A 14971-nucleotide genomic window follows, 5' to 3' on the forward strand; every position below is an offset into this window, starting at 1 on the left:
ACCAAATAGAATCCTCCCAACAGCGGGGCCCGTCCTAGAAGAAAATCGGCTGATGCTGACGAACGACAAAGCAGTAAACATATTTATCGCCGCCGCGACGCCTTTTGCATTGGCGGCGGTGATCTACTCGATCCTAAGCATCACCCCCGCGGATATCGACAGTGGTGTAATCACGCTGACAGCGTTGACCATCTTCTGCAGCATTTACCTCAGGATCCAGCTTCCTCGGGTCAATATTCATTTAACGATCTCTGACGGGTTGATCATCCTATCTCTGCTGCTTTATGGCGGCGGCGTTACTGTATTTCTTGCGATGATCGAAACGCTTTTCGCTTCCGTTAATTTGAAGCGTAATGGCGTTGCGATAAGACCCCGCACCATTTTGGTGAATGTATATTTTGCTGCTATCGCGGTCTTTGCCGCTTCCCAGGCTGTAACATATGTTTTCGGTTCGACGGAACTTATCATGCAGCGTGGTGAGTTCACTAGTTTCGTATGGCTGCTCGGCGTAATGGCCTTGGTGCTGTTCGCGGTCAACTCCTTCTTGGTTGCGGTCTATACCGCGCTGAAAAAAGAACAGAGATTTTGGAAAGTCTGGACGGAAAACTGCTTTGATGCGGTACTGATGTATGTTACCGGTGCACTTGTCGCCGGTATCATAGTCAAGGCTCTCGAGCACATGAACATATATTTGTTCGCGGCCGTCGTCGCAGTATTCGGCATCATCTATCTGACGTTCCGGCGATTTGTAGAGGACCTGAAAAAGACCGTCGAGATCGCCCGCGAGGCCGAACGCGAACGAGCAGAACAGGCGGAATCGCATGTGCAGGAGCTACAGCACTACGTCGAGGAACTGGAACGCAGCGGAGCGGCTCTGCAGGAAAGCCATGAAAATTTCCGCCACGCGGCCTTTCATGATGCCTTGACCGGACTTCCAAACAGAAACTTCTTCATTGAGGCCTTAAAGGAACTCTTGGTCCAGAGCAGGGAGCACGCAGAGTGCAATTTCGCAGTACTTTTTCTTGACCTCCGAAGTTTCAAGACCATTAATGACAGTCTCGGCCATTCATTAGGCGACCGGCTCATCAAGAATGTTGCAAAACGCTTGTCCGGCCTCATTAGAGAAGATGATATGGTAGGGCGGTTCGGCGGAGATAAATTCGGAATTATCTTGAAAGACCTTCTCAGCCGCGATGAGGCAACCGCCTTTGCCGACCGTTTGGCGAAACGTATCGCAGAGCCGTACACGCTTGACGGCCGGCAGGTGTTTACCAGTGCCAAGATCGGTATTGCATATGGCAACTCAAAATATCCTGAGGCCGAAGACATCCTTCGCGATGCCGATATCGCGATGTACTATGCGAAGGATAACCAAAAGGACAATTACGTCATCTTTGACCAAAAGATGCACATCCGAGCTGTTACCCGGCTGCAGCTCGAAACAGATCTGCGTTTCGCAATAGAACGGAACGAATTTGAACTCTTTTACCAGCCGATCATTGCTTTGGAGACGGCTACGCTCGTCGGCTTTGAGGCCCTTGTTCGATGGAATCACCCGCAGCGTGGACTTGTCCCGCCGAATGAGTTCATTCCGATCAGCGAGACGACCGGCTTGATCATTCCGATGACGGTCCAGATCCTTCACTCGGCATGTACACAGACGGTGAAATGGCAAAAGCAGCTCCAGCAGGGAACACCGCTAAGCATTGCGGTCAATCTCTCGGGCAAACACTTCGCACACCCGGCGTTGGTCGAGCAGATCAACACTGTCATTACCGAAACAGGTATCGACCCACGCCAGTTGAAGCTTGAACTAACAGAAAGCGCGGTCATGGAAAACGCCGAAACTGCTATCCTGATGCTAAAGCAGATAAAAGAAACCGGCGTGCAGATCAGCATCGATGATTTTGGTACTGGATATTCTAGCCTTAGCTATCTGCACCGGTTTCCTATCGATCAGCTCAAAGTTGACCGTTCATTCGTTAGTGCGATGGAGGAAAATACCGAGAACGGAGAGATCGTCAGAACTGTCATCGCCCTCGCGAAGGCATTGAACCTGAAAGTAGTTGCAGAGGGAATCGAAAGCATACACCAGTTTCACCAGCTTCGTATCCTCGGCTGCGAATATGGCCAAGGATATCTGTTCTCGAAGCCGCTGCCCGTCGCTGAGATCGAACGTCTGATCACGGACAACCGCCGCTGGCAGAACATTCTGCCCGCGAGCCCGGCCGAACCTGTGCCGGCATCCGTCGGCACACCGAGAGATCAAAACATTCTTCGTATCGCCTGATCACCCGAGATCACCTGCAAATACCGAGGGTTTCGCTTCGAGCGGAAACTCGGTTTGGTATTTATGGGCAAGATTGAGCATCGTTGATTCCTTCCAAAAGTCGCACGTAAGTTGAACACCAATAGGCAGGCCGTCCGAGGATAGTCCGCAAGGGACACTGATCGCAGGAACGCCCGCAAGGTTTGCCGATACCGTATAGATGTCGCTCAGATACATCGCAAGCGGATCGTCGCTGCGCTCGCCCAACCTGAATGCGGTTGACGGCGAGGTTGGCGTCAGGATCGCGTCACACCGTTCAAATGCATTTATGTGATCTTGTTTGATCAAGGCTCTGACCTTTTGTGCCTTAGCGTAATAGGCGTCGTAGTAGCCGCTAGAAAGGACATAAGTGCCCAGCATAATTCGGCGTTTTACCTCGGGGCCAAATCCTTTTTCGCGCGTTTTCATGTACATTTGACGCAGTTCGTACGCTTCTTCGGCTCGGAAACCGTACCTCACACCGTCGTAACGCGCCAGATTAGAAGAAGCTTCGGCCGTTGCAATGATGTAGTAAACGGCGATGCCGTAGCGAACGTGCGGCAGATCGATGTCGATCAGCCTTGCTCCCATCGACGCGAATCGCTCCGCTGCCGCCAAAACTGATGATCGGATCTCGTCGTCCAGCCCTTCACCAAGAAGGCTGCGCGGTATTCCGATGATCTTTCCTTCAAGACTTTTCTCCAGATCTTCCGGGTAGTCAGGAACGGGAACATCGGCAGAGGTCGAGTCCTTTGGGTCACGCCCTGCGATGCTTTTCAATACGCCGGCGACATCCTTCACATCTCGGCCGAAGATGCCAATGTTATCCAATGATGACGCGAAAGCTACAAGTCCGAAACGCGAAATACGGCCATATGTAGGCTTGAGTCCAATTATTCCGCAAAGTGAAGCGGGCTGCCGCACCGAACCGCCGGTTTCGGAGCCTAAAGCTGCGGGGACCATGCCTGCCGCCACAGCGGCAGCTGAGCCGCCGGAGCTGCCGCCCGGCACGCGTTCAATGTCCCAAGGATTTTTGGCAGGGCCGAATGCGGATGATTCATTTGACGAGCCCATAGCGAACTCGTCCATGTTCGTCTTTCCGACGACTATGCCGCCAGCATCCTGCAGCCGTGCGACCGCTGTTGCGTCATACTGAGCGTGATAATTGCCCAAAATACGGGAACCGCAAGTCGTCGGCATCCCTTTGGTGCAGATATTGTCCTTTACGGCGATCGCCATCCCGTTCAACGGTCCGCGTTCGGTCTGCCGATCCAACTCTTGAGCTTGGGCCTCAGCGTGACCGCGTTCGATCGAGATGAAGGCGTTCAACTTCGTATTAAGCGTTTCTGCCGTATCCAGCGTTCTTTGAATTTCATTTACGAGTGACATCTTGTTTCTGTGCGGTCATTGCGACGGATGAGGTCACCGCTGCAGTGAGAGCGGCGTTGCCGAAATTTCATTCAACAGCCATCCGCTGTCGACCTTTTTCATTGCCGTATAAAGATCCTTTTGAACTGTGCTGTGATCGTCCCGCCAATAAACCTGGACCCGAAACACCGCGTTATTCCCGCTGCTCGAACACTCACCAAGTTTGAATGTGGTCGGCAGCGAATCCGACAACGTGAACGGATCCTTTGTTGAAGCAGTAAGATCACCGATCGTCTGTCCGAATTCCCGCGTCAGAAACCGCCGCCTGGCACCAAGATCCTCAACTGGATCCTCTGTTACACCAAGGTCGAAGTGAAAAGAATAGAATACCCGCAGCGAGATCCTTGCTTCTGTACACTCCTGTGATTCCAGATTCGGAACACCGCACGCGCCCAATACTGTCGCGAGAACCCAGACAAAGATCCCCCGAATTACACGCAGCTGCGGCCTCTTTTCGCGATCCGGACAGAACTCGAATTTCATAGCACTTTCGGTACCTGAAAATGACCTACTACCGCAGAGGGCGACTCGGAAAGAGCCTCGTGCTGAGAAAACGAGTCTCCCGGCGTATCTTCACGGGACGTCGATGTTGCCATACCTTCGGCCGTCAGCCCGCCAAGCATCGGCTCGACATTCTCAGTCTCAAGCTCATTCAGCTGCTCGATATATGCGACGATCTCCTGCATTTGAGGCGTGTACACCTCAACCTCGGCATCAGTGATCTCGAGATGGGCGAGTTTTGCTATTTTTTTGACGTCCATTCAGCTTTTTACTCTCTTTTCTTCCAGGTGCCTCATGCGGTCCGTGAGATCCAAAAATGCCTCTCTCAGTGATTCACTTTCGATCGATGCAGAAGCCGAGAGAACCCTGTCAGGAATGGCTGCTGTCCGGCCGTCAACGCAGTTCCTGTTCCCGGAAATTTCTTCCGATCCGAATTGCTGTGGATCGACCTCGATCTCAATGAATGTAACCGCTCCCTCACCAAGGGCCCGGTTAAGTTTTGCCAAGAGCTGTGGGGTCAGGTCAACGAGGTGCTTTTGCCAAGTTTCGTCCTTTACGGCAACGGTTAATCGCTCACCAGAAAATCCGATAGCTTTGGTCTGTTTCGCAAGCAACGGGCCGGCACAAGTTTCCCAAGCGGAAATTACAAGGATCTTTTCCAGCACCGGATTCGGCTCCAGTGACCTCAGTGCTTTTGCGATAGCTTTGCCGATGTGCTCCATTTGCGTTTATCCGGACGGCTACTATCATCATAAGTTAGAAATCCGAAAAGATTAAATCACGACCGAAATGATAACCCTTCCCAAAATAGTACTTGCCTCCGGCAGCCCTCGAAGATCTGAGATCATGGCGGCCGTCGGTTGGGAATTCGAAAAGCGTGTTGCGGACGTTGACGAATCGCCGGTCATCGGCGAATCGCCCGAGGACTACGTCGTGCGACTTGCAATTGAAAAGGCGGCCGCTGTTGCGTCCGAAATGCCGGGCCGCATAGTGCTTGGGGCTGATACGACGGTAGTGATCGATGGTGAGATCATTGGAAAGCCTACGGATCTGGACGATGCCCGGCGAATGCTGAAGTTGCTCTCCGGCCGCAGACACGAGGTCTTAACAGGTGTAGCGTTGGTTTCAGGTGAGAGCGTTGCTTCCGGTATTGAGAGGACTGGCGTGATCTTTTCCAGCTTGAACGATGCTGAGATCGATTTTCTGGCCGAGAAGGGCGAACCATTGGACAAAGCAGGGGCCTATGCCGTTCAGGCACAGGCCGCTCTTTTCATTACCGGAATTGAGGGTGATTACTGGAATGTAGTAGGGCTTCCTATCGGACTCGTTTATCGTCTTTTTTGGCAGCTCCAAGAAGTCCAGCAGACCTCGGCGGTCTAAAGCAGCCGATCGATGGTCCTCGAGATCGGGCCTGTGAGGTCGAATTTCGGATCAAGTCCGCCGAAAGGCTCGACCGCAGGCCGGCCTTCCTTGTCCAAGATCACGAACGAAGGTATTTGATCGACCTTAAAGCGTCTCATTGTCGCAGCCCCGTCCGAATCGCGAAGTACAGGCATCGTCAACTTTTTGTCGGCTGTAAATCTGTCGATCGCGGCATTATCAGCGAAATTGCGCGAGCGGGAATTCATCGAGTCCGTAACGACGAAATAGAAAACAACATCGCGACCGGAATATTTCTTGGCGAGGGCATTCGTGAATTCGGCCTGCTTGGTCGATAGCGGAAGCCAAGCCGCCCCGACAGCAACGACCACCACCTTTCCGCGATGATCCTCAAGGTCGATTCGCCTGTTGTCAGTGGTCGAAAGTACCGTCTGACCCGAAACGGCAATAGCCGAAACTGCGGCAAAAACCGCGAAGATCGTGAATTGGACCGCTCTTTTCATAGCTCCTCCTTTGGCCGAACCACGGCCTTCCGCTAATTTAGATGCAAAACGGGTGCCAATCTAATGCTTGCGATTCAAAATGACGTTATCGATCAGGCGAACCTCCCCGAAAAATGCCGCAGCCACGATCAATGCTTCGTTATCTCCAATCTTGTCAATAGGTTGCATCGTCTCGCGGTCAACGACAGCTACGTGGTCAAGCCGCGCAAGAGGCTCGCCTTCAATTCGTTTTTGAACCATTTCAGCTAAATGCAGCGCATTTCGTTCACCCTTTTTGAACGCGATCTTTGCCTCGCGCAGCCCTTCGATTAGAGCAACGGCCTTTTCACGCTGCGCATCGGTCAGAAGAGCATTTCGCGATGACATCGCCAGGCCCGATGCTTCGCGGATCGTAGGGACGACTACGATCTCGGTCTCAAAGCCGAGGTCAGAGGTTAACCGCTTTATCACTGCGACCTGTTGAGCGTCTTTCTGCCCGAAAAACGCTTTGTCGGGGCGAACGGTATTGAACAGTATCGTGACAACCGTCGCTACGCCGCGGAAATGCCCGGGCCTCGACGCTCCTTCGAGGCCCTCGGAGATACCTTCTACAGTAACGTAGGTGGACGAGCCTTCAGGATATATTTCCTCAACATCGGGAGCGAAGACGTAGTCAACGTCATAATCCGCCAGCATCGCAGCATCAGATGTGAGGTTCCGAGGGTATCGTTCTAGGTCGCCTTTGTCGTTGAATTGGGTCGGATTGACAAAGATGGACACTATGACGACATCGCAGCTTTGGCGAGCTTCTTCGACGAGCTTTAAATGGCCCGCGTGAAGAGCTCCCATAGTAGGGACTAGGCCGACAACTTTCTCCTCACGCCGCAGTTTGCGTGATATCGAGAACATTCGCTGTCGGCGATTGATGATCTCCACGTGTTATCAGGAATTTTCCAATTCTGCCAAGGTCTCTGCGGTAAGACCGTAAGATTCGTCCTCGTTAGGATATGCACCCGAACGGACATCGCCGGTCCAAGCATGGATCGCGTCGGTCATGACCTGGCGAAGGTCGGCGTATTTGCGCACAAACCGGGGCTGACGGCCGAAGGTCATTCCCATCAGGTCGTGAAGGACGAGAACCTGTATATCGCAATCAGCACCTGCTCCGATGCCTATGGTCGATATCTCCAGCTCTCTTGTGATCATCGCTGCGAGCTCCCGCGGAACAAGTTCGAGAACGATCGCGAAGGCCCCCGCCTCTTCCAACAGTTTTGCGTCATCGAGAAGGCGTTTCGCCTGATCCGCGGTTCGGCCCTGAACACGATAGCCGCCCATCTTATAAACAGATTGAGGTGTCAGGCCGATGTGAGCGACGACCGGAATTTCTTCATCAACCAGTCGCCTGACCAGATCGACACGATTGCGGCCGCCTTCGAGCTTTACAGCCTCGGCTCCCCCGTACTTCATGAGGCGAAGTGCGTTCTTTACACTTTCGTTCTCGCTGACGTGATAGGTACCAAACGGCATATCGGCGATGACCATTGCCCGCTCGGTACCGCGTTTTACAGCGATACAGGCGGAGGTGATCTCATCCAGCGAAACGGGGATAGTATTACCGTATCCATGAATGACATTGCCGATGCTGTCGCCGACAAGGATCATGTCCACTCCGGCCTCATCAACGATCCTCGCCGTCGGATAATCGTATGCTGTCAGGCAGACAAGCTTTTCACCGATATCTTTTGCCGCGCGGATCGCAGGCAGATAAACTTTTCCTTCTTTATCGGGCTGAAGATAGGCCATAAACTGCCTTTGAGTCTATTCCTTTGGCAAAGCCAAGTCTAGCCATTCGCCGCCTGTTCCGCGGACACCGAACGCCCCGGTTCCCAGCGAATGACGCTGCTCTTGTCGTTCAATTCCCTTAGGATGTCTGCGATCTCAGTGCCAAGGACCGGATGAACAAGCGTCGGGGCCAACTCAACAAGAGGTTCAAGCACAAATCTCCGCAGATGCAGCCTCGGATGCGGCAGCGTCAGAAATTCGGTCTCCATTTTGACATCGCCAAAGAACAATATATCCAGGTCAACCGTTCGGGGCTTTTTCTCACCCTTATAGGTCCTTCCGAGCATATATTCGATCCGCAGAAGCCGTGCCATCGCCTGCGTCGGGGAGACGCCGCTTACCATACACTCGGCGACCATATTCAGAAAAGGCTTGTCCGATTCCATACCAACCGGCTCCGTTTCATACACGGCGGAAATCTGCCGAATTTCGAAGCTGGCCTCGATCAGTCCCCGAACGGCAAGGAGCAGATTACCCGCCCGGTCGCCGAGGTTCGACCCGAGTCCGATGAAAACGGTTTCACTGCTTGTGCCGAAGAGATTCACGCTGAATGAGGTGTCGTACCGTGCTGACGGTCAGATTGCATAAATTTACGCATAGTTACCGGAAATTTCAAGGCGCTCACGGCCGAATAACAGTAGCCCCGTTAAGTTTTGTGTTTTTTATCGCGGCGTGCTTCAATGTAGATGACCGCACGGCCATCTTCCGAAATTCAACCATTGCTTACAATATGCCCGGCGGTTCGAGTTGAGATCCAACCTATTTTCGGACGGCCATGGCAAGAAAAAAATTCCGATACAGTCAGCGTCCCGATTCTCCTCAAGGTCATTCGTTTTCGGAATATCTTCTCGATCAGCCTGCTCAGCAGACAACCCGAACAGAGCTACTGCGTTTGATCCGAGGCGGCGAAGATACCCATCTTGAGCTCAAAGTAAAGCTTTCCAATAGCGAGCGTATTGCGCAGGGGATCGTCGCTCTTGCCAATACTGACGGCGGCACCATAATCTTCGGTGTGAGCGATCAGCTCCGTATTGAGGGTGTTGGAAATCCCGAGTGGGTGCAGCAGGAACTCGCACGCATTTGCCGCGAAGATATCGTGCCGCCGCTTGTTCCGGTGATCGAGACAATAGCTTTCGACAGCGGAAAAAGGATCGTGGCGCTTGATGTTATAGGCAAACGCCGGCCTTACCGTACGCGTGACGGGCGGTTCTATATGCGTTTCGGTGCCGAAAAACGTGAGGTGGCACGCGATGAACTTTCTGCATGGCTCGATGAGGTCCGACCGCTTTCGTTTGAGGACATCCCGCTGCAAACCGTGACTGAGGCCGATTTCGACGATTCCTTGTTGTGGAGCTTTGCTTCGGCATATGACGAATCCGCGCCTAATATCAACCTGTATCAGACCAGTGATTTTCTAAGAAAGGATCTGATGCTCGCCATCGGCGGAACCGACGAATTTTTCCCGACTGTTGCTGCAGTAATGCTTTTCGTAAAAAACGAGCGGGTTACCGAATTGCTGCCGCGGTCAAATGTTACGGTGGCGAGGTTTTCCGGCGACAACGGCACAGCCCAGTTGATTGAAGCGTTTGAAATAAAGGGAAATCTCCTTTCACAGTACGAAGCGATAATGAATTTCGTCGGCCGATACGCCGATCTGGCGAAAGAAAAGCCGAAACGTAAGCTCTCGCTTGTGTCAGATCCCGTCGCGAAGCCGCGCGGAACGTACCATTACTATTCAGTTTCTGAGGGTGTGATCAATGCGTTGACACATCGCGACCTTGCCTTACGAGAGATCAGAACGCGGGTGAACATTTATGATAATTCCATAGAGTTCATTAATCCGCGGCGGACTAGCGGCTTTACGCTTCCCGAAGGCCGTGCGGTCAGATACGGCATCAGTCGCAGAATAAATCCGCAGATGACCGCGATCTTCAAACGCCGGGAATACGGCATCCATGCACCGCAGGGCGGTATCCCGATGATCCTGAGACAATCCAGCCGTTTCTCAGGCCGACGTCCAGAAGTTTATATTGCTAACGATGAGTTCAAGCTGAAGATATTTGCTGCCTGAACCTTATTGACCCTATTAATGCCAAATGACGCCAAAGTATCCGTCGTTATGCCGTGCTACCGCGAAGCCGGGAACATTGCGGACGTATTGAAAAAGGTCCGGAATGCTTTAGTCTCAGCGGCCGACGATTGTGAGATCATTGTGATCGATGACGGCTCGCCCGACGAAACGTGGAAGGTACTGACCGAATGCGGCAATGAGATCGCCGAGCTGAGGGCATTTCGTCTAAGCAGAAATTTCGGCAAGGAGCTTGCGTTAACAGCCGGTCTTGAAGCTGCTCAAGGCGATATCGTGATCGTGATGGACGGAGACGGCCAGCATCCGCCCGAATTGATTGCTGAGATGCTGCGTGTGTTCCGCGAGGGCGGAGTCGACATCGTAGAGGCGACGAAGGTGGACCGCGGAAAGGAATCGCTGTTCAGCCGTATTTCCGCAGGTCTTTTCTATCGGCTTTGGAACAAACTTTCGGGGTTTGAGATGCGGGGCGCGTCCGATTTCAAACTACTCAGCCGCAAGGCGGTCGATGCCTATCTGGCGATGGATGAACGGGCTGTCTTTTTTCGCGGGATGACGGCATGGCTCGGTTTCGAGCGGGCTCAAGTTCCGTTTGAGGTGGGTGAGAGAAAAGCAGGAGCCTCGAGCTGGTCGGTGCTCCGAAGAGTGAGGCTTGCTGTTGACGGTATATCAGGATTCTCGTCTTTGCCGCTTCAGTTGGTAACCTTCGCCGGCCTTGTTTTTCTGGCGTTTTCCATCATCTTTGCCGTTTACACCATCGTGCTGCAGGTGACCGGCCGTTCCGTGAGCGGCTTTGCGACAGTAATTCTTTTACTGCTGGTGATCGGCAGCCTACTGATGATCAGCCTCGGGATAATAGGTATTTATCTCGCCCGGATCTACGACGAAATCAAACACCGGCCGCGATATGTGATCGCGAGATCGATAGATAGGACAATAGAAGACAAGAATGTTTGAGAATTTCCCCAAGAAACGTCCACCTCTGCCTCCGGAATATCAGGAGATCTACGACGCACATTACAAAGAGAATCGCGAAGGCAGATCGAATGCCGCCGGCCTTGCACAGAAACTAGAGCGGTGGATGCACCGATGCGTTTCCGCAGACACAAAGGCAGAGCCTGTGCCCGCGACCCTTGAGGTCGGCGCCGGAACGCTCAACCACCTGGAACATGAACCGAACACCGACATTTACGACGTAGTTGAGCCGTTTCGTCATTTATATGAGTCGTCACCGTTGCGGTCACGAGTTCGAAAGTTTTACAACGATATTGGCGAGATCCCGGAGGAAACGAAATACGGCCGAATCGTTTCGATAGCGACCTTTGAACACATCGCGGAACTGCCGTCCGTGGTTGCCCGGTGTGGCCTGCTGCTTGACGGTGGCGGTTCGCTGCGTGTCGCGATACCGAGCGAAGGAACTATATTGTGGAAACTGGGTTATACGCTGACCACGGGAGCTGAATTCAAAAAGCGTTACGGACTAGATTACGAGGTGCTGATGCGGCACGAACACGTGAACACTGCTGCCGAGATCGAAGAGGTGCTCCGCTATTTCTTTTCTGATGTAAAGCGAAAGGTGTTCGGGATCGCTGCGGGATTGTCGATCTATCAATACTTCGAATGCCGCCATCCGGATCTCGTCAGATGCCGGGAGTATAAGAGCTAACTACCTTTGCGGTGATGCCGCCGCCGCAACTACGGACAAGTTTGCTCCGCCGGTATTCAGTACTATCAGATTGCCGCCCACTTTTTCCGGCAGGAATGCCAGCGATGTCGGATTCTTTAACTGTCCCCCTGATGCGACAGACACCGCTCCCGCGGCCAGATTCCCATCAAAGTCATAAATGAATACTTGATCCTTCCAACCGTTTGAAACATAGAGCAGTTTTCTCTTTTCATCAACAGCAATGTCGGGGAAGTTCCACACGAATTTTTCCCATGCCGGCACTTCCCATTGGCGGATGAACTTTCCATCGAGGTCAAATACCTGGATCCTTCCATTGCCGTTGTCCGCGACGAATATATTGCCGGCTCCGACCGCTATACCTGTGGACTCCACGAACTGTCCTTCACCGTCGCCGCGGGTGCCCCATTGGGAAAAGGTCTCCTTCTCAGGATCAAATCGAACGATTCGAGTTCTGCCTTGATCGACAATATACAGGCTGCCGTTTGCCGCTATTGCGATATCTCGCGGACCATAAAAATCCATCTCGGGCGGCCCGCTCCATTCTTTTTCAAATTCCCCCTTTGCGTTGAACCTCAGCAGCTTATTGCGTGCGGCGTCAGCGGTGAAGATATTGCCTTTTGCGTCGACGGCGACACCGTTCGGTTCGCGCAGGCGTCCCGGTTCGTCGCCCGCATCGCCAAGGTCTAGCAGGAAATTGCCTTTAGCGTCGAATTTCTGAATTCGTGAATTTCCGGTATCGGCCACATAAATATTCCCGGCAGCGTCAACGGTCATACCGCGCGGCCGAATGAATTGCCCGCCGCCGCGGCCTTCACCGCCGGCAAAGGCATTTGCGGCCGGAGGCATTGGCTCTGATCCTTTCGGGTTTGCAGAGCTGGCAGCCAAGCTGAAATTGACCTGTGATGCATCTTTAGGAACCTCGAAAATGGTCAGTTTGCCATACTTGTTCTCGACGTCGTTATATACGGCCTTGAACATTATCGTAAAGGTCGCCTCATTCAAATTAGGAGTGAAATCGCTGCGGCGAAGCTGGTCATCAATTGCGACATAATCGATCTGATGGTCGCGAAGCAGTTGGTACAAAGTACGCGGATCGCGTTCGCTAAACATCTTCTTGTAAACCGTGTCGCGTTCACCGACCGGATAGCCCGCACCCCATGAATAGTACGGATGGCCATGGAACAATCGTCGCCCGGCGACGAGAATTCCGTGATTGACGTATCGGAAGCTCAAAAATCTGGAACGCGGATCTGTATTTTCCTTGACCCATTCGACCAGTGGATCGTCCTTGTAGGGAAGGAACATCCAAAAGCTGTTCTTTATCGGGAAAGCATCGGCAACGCCGCCAAAAACAATTACCGTACAAAGTATCAGAGCGAAGGCTCGTCCGGCCACGGCGGCAGCCTTGTTCCTCAAGCGCCATAAAAACACGATGCCGGAAGCCGCGAACATATTTGCGAAGATCAGCCAAACATTAAGGAATTTGTGGTTGGTGAGTGCCTCGGCGCTGAACTGCAGAAAGAACGTTATGAAGACAAGCGGCAATACGGCTAAAAAGATCTTTCTCTGGAACCACGTCGCAACTATCAAGCCAAGAATTATCAACGGCCATTTGAGGGCGAACGTGTACGCCATGTATTCGACCGCGGCCCAATATGTCGGCGGCACCAAGGTGTAGCCGAAATTGAACAGCCTGACGCCGGTGTCAGGCAGGTCACCGCCTTTGAGGAAAAGCACTTGCGGCAGTGAAAAAATGCCTGTGACAACCGCCATGACCAGCAATTGAAGCCGGTGCGAAAATACAAAAAAACAGACCGCCAAGATGACGAAAGCCGATACGAACACAGCCGAATTCCACATAGGGCTAAGGCCCAATATCAACCCGCAAAATATGTACGGCGGCAGTGTGATGGCAAGGGCCCGCCAATCGAACGGTGTCTGTTGAACCGGTGGCATATCCTTGGTGTCTGAAGCAGACTCTTCGTCGGCTATCGGATCTTTGTCGCCGGGATCGGCACCTTCCTTGGAAAGATATTCGGGAGCATTTTCGTCTTGGTCATTGGATAATTCGACAAAGAATTTGTTAAGGCCTGTTTCGTCTTTTTCGGCTGTATCAACAGGCTCTCGCTCCGGGTTCAGGTCGTCGGCAATTTCTGATGGGGCAGTTTCAATAGATCCGTCGGTCAGAGCGCCGTCGCCATTTTGTACATTATCTGCTTCTGCGTCAGTTAATACCGGCTTTTTCAAACTATCCTTGTAGCGGATCGCGAGAAAACACAAAACGATAAGCAGCAAACCGATCGAACTCGTCAGATGCCGTTGATTCACATAAACGACCTGTGACCAAACACCCCAAGCCTCGCCACGGTAAGGAAAGCCTGAATTAAGGAAATCACGCATCGCCGGTATTGCGGACAGAGCATCCCAAAAAGTTTCTTTTGAGGTCAAGAACGTGATGATAGACCACGAACCATGAAAGAAAAACAATCCCGCGGCGATCCTGCCGACGGCCTTTGATGAGAAGACGATGCTGCCGAACGCCATTATTAACGCAAGCATCGAAACCCAAGACAAAATGCTCAGAATATTGTTCGATAGTGCCGGATTGAGGCCAAGGTATTCCAAATTGCCGGCAAGGAAATAGAACAGGAAGTGATAACGTATGCGGTCACCCGAGAAATGCGGATATTCGGTCGGGAAATTATGCCCTAGGGCAAAACCCTGCATTATCGAGATATTTGAACCGAAATCGCTCCATTGGTGATGAGCGATCTTCAGCTTTCCTTCACCAAAGCTGAACGTAATGAAAACGAGCCAGGTAACGACGATCAGAAAAACGCCTAATATTACCCAGTCCCATTTATCGTCGTGAAGGGAAATGTTCTCTTCTGAGACTTTGGGAGCGTTGTATTCGTGATTCAGCAAAAAAGCAATCCCGGCCAAGGCAATGCCCGCAAAGAGTAGATTGCCCCAAAGCATCGGCGAATTTGTGGAAGAGAAGAGCCATGCTGAAATATAGGTGCCCCACGCAGCTATCAGCATTCCGCTCAGGACCGCCGTTGCGAGACGCTGCGGTATCGATACAAAAGGAAGCAGTCGGCGGCAAATGAGGTCGCCGAGGACGATGAACAATATCAGATAAATTATCGCAAGCACGTATTCGGTGGAATTGCCTAAGTTTTTCAGTTACTCCAAAGAAGATACCAAATTCAAAGCCTTTTCCGATAATCGATATGCCTTGATGCTCTTGGCGCGTT

14 protein-coding genes are annotated in these 14971 nt (G+C 52.3%); 5 read left to right on the forward strand and 9 right to left on the reverse strand.

From position 1 onward, the window contains the following. The first annotated feature begins 52 nt into the window (after positions 1 to 52). Positions 53 to 2290 (forward strand): EAL domain-containing protein, encoded by a 2238-nt coding sequence (locus IPM50_12540; protein QQS32470.1) that lies wholly within the window; start codon positions 53 to 55, stop codon positions 2288 to 2290. Here IPM50_12540 and gatA read toward each other — a convergent pair whose 3' ends face one another. Genes gatA through IPM50_12560 form a run of 4 tightly spaced genes read right to left on the reverse strand, consistent with a single transcriptional unit; the run spans position 2291 to position 4959 of the window. Then, positions 2291 to 3697: an Asp-tRNA(Asn)/Glu-tRNA(Gln) amidotransferase subunit GatA gene (gene gatA / locus IPM50_12545; protein ID QQS32471.1), complete on the reverse strand. Its 1407-nt coding sequence runs from the start codon at positions 3695 to 3697 to the stop codon at positions 2291 to 2293. A 33-nt stretch (positions 3698 to 3730) separates the two neighbouring features. Then, on the reverse strand, positions 3731 to 4219 hold the full coding sequence (locus IPM50_12550) for a hypothetical protein (GenBank protein ID QQS32472.1): 489 nt from the start codon (positions 4217 to 4219) through the stop codon (positions 3731 to 3733). Then, entirely contained in the window at positions 4216 to 4497 is a 282-nt protein-coding gene (gatC, locus tag IPM50_12555) for an Asp-tRNA(Asn)/Glu-tRNA(Gln) amidotransferase subunit GatC (GenBank protein QQS32473.1), read from the reverse strand. The genes IPM50_12550 and gatC overlap by 4 nt, the downstream gene beginning before the upstream one ends. Further along, complete coding sequence (locus IPM50_12560; GenBank protein QQS32474.1) at positions 4498 to 4959, reverse strand: DUF721 domain-containing protein; 462 nt, start codon at positions 4957 to 4959, stop codon at positions 4498 to 4500. It lies immediately after the preceding gene. Between the two features lie 67 nt (positions 4960 to 5026). Between IPM50_12560 and maf the strand changes: the two genes are divergently transcribed. Continuing rightward, the gene (gene maf, locus IPM50_12565) at positions 5027 to 5617 is read left to right on the forward strand and encodes a septum formation protein Maf (GenBank protein QQS32475.1); all 591 of its coding nucleotides are present in this window, start codon (positions 5027 to 5029) and stop codon (positions 5615 to 5617) included. Here maf and IPM50_12570 read toward each other — a convergent pair. The 4 genes from IPM50_12570 to folK are packed head-to-tail and all read right to left on the reverse strand — an operon-like array spanning position 5614 to position 8486. Next, entirely contained in the window at positions 5614 to 6120 is a 507-nt protein-coding gene (locus IPM50_12570) for a TlpA family protein disulfide reductase (protein ID QQS32476.1), read from the reverse strand. The genes maf and IPM50_12570 overlap by 4 nt on opposite strands. A 60-nt stretch (positions 6121 to 6180) precedes the next feature. Then, entirely contained in the window at positions 6181 to 7035 is an 855-nt protein-coding gene (locus IPM50_12575) for a pantoate--beta-alanine ligase (protein ID QQS32477.1), read from the reverse strand. Between the two features lie 6 nt (positions 7036 to 7041). Further along, positions 7042 to 7902: a 3-methyl-2-oxobutanoate hydroxymethyltransferase gene (panB, locus tag IPM50_12580; GenBank protein ID QQS32478.1), complete on the reverse strand. Its 861-nt coding sequence runs from the start codon at positions 7900 to 7902 to the stop codon at positions 7042 to 7044. 38 nt (positions 7903 to 7940) lie between these two features. Beyond that, complete coding sequence (folK, locus tag IPM50_12585; GenBank protein QQS32479.1) at positions 7941 to 8486, reverse strand: 2-amino-4-hydroxy-6-hydroxymethyldihydropteridine diphosphokinase; 546 nt, start codon at positions 8484 to 8486, stop codon at positions 7941 to 7943. A 230-nt stretch (positions 8487 to 8716) separates the two neighbouring features. Between folK and IPM50_12590 the strand changes: the two genes are divergently transcribed. From IPM50_12590 to IPM50_12600, 3 genes are read left to right on the forward strand one after another with little or no spacing between them, the layout of a single operon-like run. Beyond that, on the forward strand, positions 8717 to 10012 hold the full coding sequence (locus IPM50_12590; protein ID QQS32480.1) for a putative DNA binding domain-containing protein: 1296 nt from the start codon (positions 8717 to 8719) through the stop codon (positions 10010 to 10012). Between the two features lie 18 nt (positions 10013 to 10030). Further along, a complete protein-coding gene (locus IPM50_12595) occupies positions 10031 to 10984 on the forward strand; it encodes a glycosyltransferase family 2 protein (GenBank protein QQS32481.1) in 954 nt (317 codons plus the stop codon). Next, positions 10977 to 11693 carry a class I SAM-dependent methyltransferase gene (locus tag IPM50_12600; GenBank protein ID QQS32482.1) on the forward strand — a complete coding sequence of 239 codons (717 nt, stop codon included), beginning with the start codon at positions 10977 to 10979 and terminating at the stop codon, positions 11691 to 11693. Before IPM50_12595 ends, IPM50_12600 begins: the two co-directional genes overlap by 8 nt. Here the strand turns inward: IPM50_12600 and IPM50_12605 are convergent, their stop codons facing one another. After that, on the reverse strand, positions 11694 to 14870 hold the full coding sequence (locus IPM50_12605) for an NHL repeat-containing protein (GenBank protein QQS32483.1): 3177 nt from the start codon (positions 14868 to 14870) through the stop codon (positions 11694 to 11696). Positions 14871 to 14971: the final 101 nt, after the last annotated feature.

The organism is Acidobacteriota bacterium (genome assembly GCA_016700075.1).
In the GTDB taxonomy this organism is placed as follows: domain Bacteria; phylum Acidobacteriota; class Blastocatellia; order Pyrinomonadales; family Pyrinomonadaceae; genus OLB17.